Source organism: Nonomuraea cypriaca, assembly GCF_015645445.1.
Taxonomy (GTDB): Bacteria; Actinomycetota; Actinomycetes; order Streptosporangiales; family Streptosporangiaceae; genus Nonomuraea; species Nonomuraea cypriaca.
In genome coordinates this window covers 1-4,386 of sequence record NZ_JADOGI010000418.1, presented here as the reverse complement: position 1 = coordinate 4,386, position 4,386 = coordinate 1, and the positions used below count along the sequence as shown (strand labels likewise).

At 67.4% G+C, this 4,386-nt stretch carries 7 protein-coding genes; all 7 read right to left on the bottom strand.

The genetic code is table 11. From position 1 onward, the window contains the following. A partial coding sequence (locus ITP53_RS54075; RefSeq protein ID WP_236052216.1) for an NAD(P)-binding domain-containing protein occupies positions 1 to 382 on the bottom strand: 382 nt, incomplete at its 3' end. 73 nt (positions 383 to 455) lie between these two features. Then, a complete protein-coding gene (locus ITP53_RS54070) occupies positions 456 to 776 on the bottom strand; it encodes a Rossmann-fold NAD(P)-binding domain-containing protein (RefSeq protein ID WP_207757721.1) in 321 nt (106 codons plus the stop codon). A 306-nt stretch (positions 777 to 1,082) separates the two neighbouring features. Further along, complete coding sequence (locus ITP53_RS54065) at positions 1,083 to 1,916, bottom strand: CPBP family intramembrane glutamic endopeptidase (protein ID WP_195903260.1); 834 nt, start codon at positions 1,914 to 1,916, stop codon at positions 1,083 to 1,085. A gap of 59 nt (positions 1,917 to 1,975) precedes the next feature. Next, on the bottom strand, positions 1,976 to 2,230 hold the full coding sequence (locus tag ITP53_RS54060) for an NAD(P)-binding domain-containing protein (protein WP_207757720.1): 255 nt from the start codon (positions 2,228 to 2,230) through the stop codon (positions 1,976 to 1,978). Positions 2,231 to 2,285: 55 nt separating this feature from the next. Next, positions 2,286 to 2,849, bottom strand: a complete 564-nt coding sequence (locus ITP53_RS54055) for an IS3 family transposase (RefSeq protein ID WP_195903259.1) — start codon at positions 2,847 to 2,849, stop codon at positions 2,286 to 2,288. 62 nt (positions 2,850 to 2,911) lie between these two features. Continuing rightward, positions 2,912 to 3,205 (bottom strand): transposase, encoded by a 294-nt coding sequence (locus tag ITP53_RS54050; RefSeq protein ID WP_195903258.1) that lies wholly within the window; start codon positions 3,203 to 3,205, stop codon positions 2,912 to 2,914. A 126-nt stretch (positions 3,206 to 3,331) separates the two neighbouring features. Further along, positions 3,332 to 4,222 carry a TIGR03619 family F420-dependent LLM class oxidoreductase gene (locus tag ITP53_RS54045; protein ID WP_195903257.1) on the bottom strand — a complete coding sequence of 297 codons (891 nt, stop codon included), beginning with the start codon at positions 4,220 to 4,222 and terminating at the stop codon, positions 3,332 to 3,334. Positions 4,223 to 4,386: the final 164 nt, after the last annotated feature.

Below are 4,386 nucleotides of genomic sequence, written 5' to 3'. Positions count from 1 at the left end.
GTCGGGCATGTTGACATCGAGCACGGCGACGTCGGGCCGGTGCTCGACGGCCAGGCTCAGCGCGGCGGCGCCGGTGGCGGCGACGCCCACCACCGTCATCCCGGGCTCGGCGTCCAGCACCGCCCGCCGTCTTCCCGGCTAGTGGCGCGGCGGGCAAGCTGGAGAACGCCTTGACCGGCACCGTGACCACGACGATGTCACCGGCCGCCGCGGCCTCCCCGCTCGTCGCCGCGGACGCCCGCGGCCCCAGTTCCGCGGTCGTGTCCGCGAGCGTTTCGGGACCGCGCGAGTTGCTGAGCACGACCTGGTGCCCGGCCTCGATGGCGAGCCGCGCGATGGTACTGCCGATGTATCCGCTTCCGATGAATCCCACAGTCGTCATATTCTCGGCGTCCCTCCAGAAGAGCCTTATCCCTTGTCATTTGCCGGGCTCGTTGCGATTGGGGTCCCTGCCGTCAGCCGGCGGGGAAATAATGGCCGTTGTCCAAATCGGCGAGCAGGCTGGGCTGAGCGGGTTCCCAGCCGAGGGTCCGGCGGGTGATGAGGTTGGACGCCGGGTAGTTCTGCGTGACTATGTTCGCGAGGAACCCGAAGTATCCCGGCACCATCAGTTCGTCCACGGGTACGCTCACGGCGGGCAGGCCCAGACGGCTGCCGATGGCCTCGGCGATCTCGCGGAACGGGATGGCCCCGTCCTCAACCGCGTGCCAGTATTCGCCGGCCGGCCCCTTCTCCAGCGCCAGGCGGAACAAGGAGGCGACATCGCGGGTGTGCACGGCGTTCCACAGGTTCGCGCCGTCTCCGGGGTAGCCGACGAAGCCCTTCTGCTCAAGCCCCGACTCGTTCGGCGATGCGGCGGGCCTCGGTCAGCGAGGTGGTGGTGTAGGCGTCGCGGGAAGCACTGGAGGACGATCGCCACGACGGCCAGCGCGTCGAAGGGACGGGTCGGCAGCGTGCCGACCTCCGTCCCCAGCCCGTGGAACGCCGGCACGAACGATGCGACCGCCGGCACCAACGCGAGCGGCACTCCCGGACCGTGACGTCGATCTGCCGTCACCGGTCCAGGACCCGCCGGAGTTCGATCACCTGGCGAGCCTAGCGGCCACGTCCGCCCGGGCCGAGCGACGGACGGGGACCACGTGACCACGCCGGTGTGCCAGCCACATGAACACGACGGTGGCCACCACGCCGAACACCACGGCGTACACACTGCCCTCCGGTCCGAAGTCGCCGCCCGTGACCACCGCTGGACCCGACATCGTCGCGTCCAGCAGGCCCTGCGGGGTGTTGCTGCCGGACACCTTGGTGCTGAAGATGGCGCTCGCGGCAATGTTCCAGCCGAAGTGCAGACCGATCGGCACCCACAGCTTGCGGGTGGCGATGTACGCGGCGGTCAGCATCCCGCCTGCCTCGATGGCGATAGCGATGGCGCCCCACAGAGTGGCGTTCGCGTTGAGCAGGTGGATCAGGCCGAACAGCGAGCCGGTCAGCACGAGCGCGATCCAGGTTCCGGTCCAGTGCTCGACGTTCCGGAACAGGACACCGCGGAAGACCAGCTCCTCGGTCACGGCGGCACCCGCCATGATGCCGAGCAGGCCGACGGCGCTCGCCGGCGTGCCCAGGCCGTTGATCGTGTAGTCGCCTAAGAAGGCGATGTTCGCGATGACTGCCCCGAACAGCGCGATGCCGAGCAGCGTGCCGCAGCTGATCCCCGCGCCTGCTCCCTTCAGCGACACCTCGACGGGGGCCCGGTGCTCGGTGCGCCGCACCACCCAGCCGTAGACCAGGACCGCGACGACGGCCGTCAGCAGGCCGGCGACGAGCGCCAGCCAGGGGTTGTCCTTCACCGCCGCGGTGCCCAGATTGCCGAGGATCCAGACCGCCACAACCGCCAAGAGCTGCCATATCAGACGCACGATGACTCCTTCGTGAGAATCCGCGGCGGGAGCGCCGCGGGCTACTTGCAGGGGTGCGCTCAGCCGGGGAGGTTGACGCCGAGGGCGACGTCGAAGGTCCCCGCGCCGTTGCGGGCCAGGCCCATCAGCAGCGGCCCGACCCCTTCCAGCCAGCGGGCCATCTCCAGGCCGCCGACATCGAGCGGGCGCAGTCCGAGGCTCTCGATGAACGCCGACACGTCGGCCTTGGCCCGCGCGTCATCTCCGGCGAAGAACACGTCCAACGGACGCCCCTGGGCCAGCACGTGGCCGAAGACCGTGTTGAACGCCTTCACGACGTGCGCGCTCGCCGGGACTGCCTTGGCGATCTCCTGCGCACCGGACGTGCCTTCAGGGATGACGAGCCCGGTGGCGTCGGCGTTGAACTCCCTCGGTCGGAATGAAAGATCGCACCATCGGGGATCTCGATACGGGCCGCGGCCATATCGATGGCCGCGCACACACCAAGCTCGCCGGATATCGCGAATCCAGCGCCCAGCCGATCACGCTCTTGCTGAAGCAGTCGATGACAGTGGCCAGGAAAAGCGCGCCCTCAGCTGTATCGATCTGCGTGATATCGCCGATCATCTTCTCGCCGGACCTGCTCGCAGTGAAGTCGCGTCGCACCAGGTCAGGGATCGGAGTTGCGGTCTTGTCCGCGACCGTGAGGCCACGACGTCGCTTGACCTGCACCGGGACCAGACCTACCTCCCGCATGAGCTTGCGGACGAGTTCATCGTCCACTTCGACGCCGGCGCGCCGAAGCTCCGCATGGACACGCCGATACCCATACGTCCGGCCGGATTCCTCGAACACGAAGTCAATCAAGAGCTTCAAGTCCTCGCGCCGTTGCTCGCTCGCCGACATCGGGCGCTTCTCCCATTCGTGGTACCCGGACTTCGACACGTCCAGCACCCGGAACATCATGTTCAGCTTGAAGTCGGCCTTCTCGGCGAGAATGAGTTCGTACTTCTCGCTTACGGCAGTTCCTTCGCAAAGAAGGCCGACACTTTTTTCGGGAAGGCATTCTCCTGCTCCAGCTCCTGCAGCCGCCGTTCCATCTCCCGGAACCTCGCACGATCGATCGCGGACCGCGCCTCATCGGTGGTTCCGGAATTCTCTTCCTGGGCCGCCTTCACCCAGTTTCGAACGGTCTCTGCCACCAGTCCGAAGTCCCGCGCAACCTGTGCAGGAGTCTTGCCGCCTTCGATAACGGCGCTCACCACTTCGGCGCGCAACTCGGGTGGATATATTCTCGGCTTCTTCGCCACGTGCTTCCTTCCCGGACTGTCTCTGACCCTACTTGGGCCGGAGTCCGGGAGGTTCGGAGCCCCTCACGGTGCGGGGCGAACTCGGTCATGGCTTCGTTGTGTCAAGGTTGTCCGGCTCTTGGGTGGTCACAACCGACCGGTGCGCGCGATCACCTGGCTGGCGAAGTCAAGCATCTGGTCAAGGCTGGGGAACAGTGCGAAGGCGTCCACGAACGCCTCGTCCGCACCGGACTCGGCGAGGCGCTTGAGCTTGTCGGCCAGCGAATCAACGGACGTGCCCGGTTCGAGGTTGATACGTATCGCCTTCTTCAGCGCGTCGGGATCGCGGCCGGCCTCCTGCTCCGCCTGGCGCGCGAGCGACCACAATTGGTCGGAGACCTCGTCCGGCAGAAACTCGAGCCCGAGCCAGCCGGTGGCGCTGCGGCCGACCCGGCGCATCGCGGCCTCGCTGGCGCCGCCGATCCAGATGGGCGGCCCGCCCGCTTGCACCGGGCGCAGGTCGGCGTGGACCGGCGGCAGCGAGAAGAACTCGCTGTCCCAGGACACCGGGTTGGCCGTCCACCACTCGTGCAGGAACGCCAGCAGGTCATCGAGCATCCGCCCGCGTCGGCTCCAGTCCGCGCTGCGGGAGATGTCGTGCTCGTCCTTCATCCACCCGAGTCCCACGCCGACCTCGAGAGGGCCGTCGCTGAGCACGTCGAGCGTGGTCAGCATCCGGGCCAGGTGCGGCGGCTCGTAGTAGAAGGTGCTGAGCGTGCTGGCATTCAGCCGTACCCGGCTGGTCGCCGTCGCGGCGACGGTCCACAGCAGCACCGGGTCGAGGTAACGCTTCATCTGCGGCGGGTACGGCTGCTCTTTGCCCGGATAGATGCTATGCATGTCGACCGGCTGGACTAGGCGATCGCCGACCCACAGCGTGTCGTAGCCAAGGTCCTCGATCCCGCGGCAGAACGCGCTCAGGCCGGCGGCGCTGCTGATAGCGGGCCCGATTATGGGAAGTGTGAAACCAAGCTTCATTGGGGAGTCCTTTCGGTGATCCGCTTCCCGGAGCGGATCAGACGGGAAGTTCGGTGATGCTGAGGGCGAAGTCCAGGTTCCCCACCCCGTGGTTGGCGAGGCCCACCGTGACCACGCCCGCTCCTTCCAGCCAGTGCGCCATTTTCAGGCTGCCGACGTCCAGC

Coding starts and splice junctions, on each gene's coding strand:
- ITP53_RS54045 (WP_195903257.1), bottom strand. CDS start 4,222: ATGAAGCTTGGTTTCACACTTCCCATAATCGGGCCCGCTATCAGCAGC.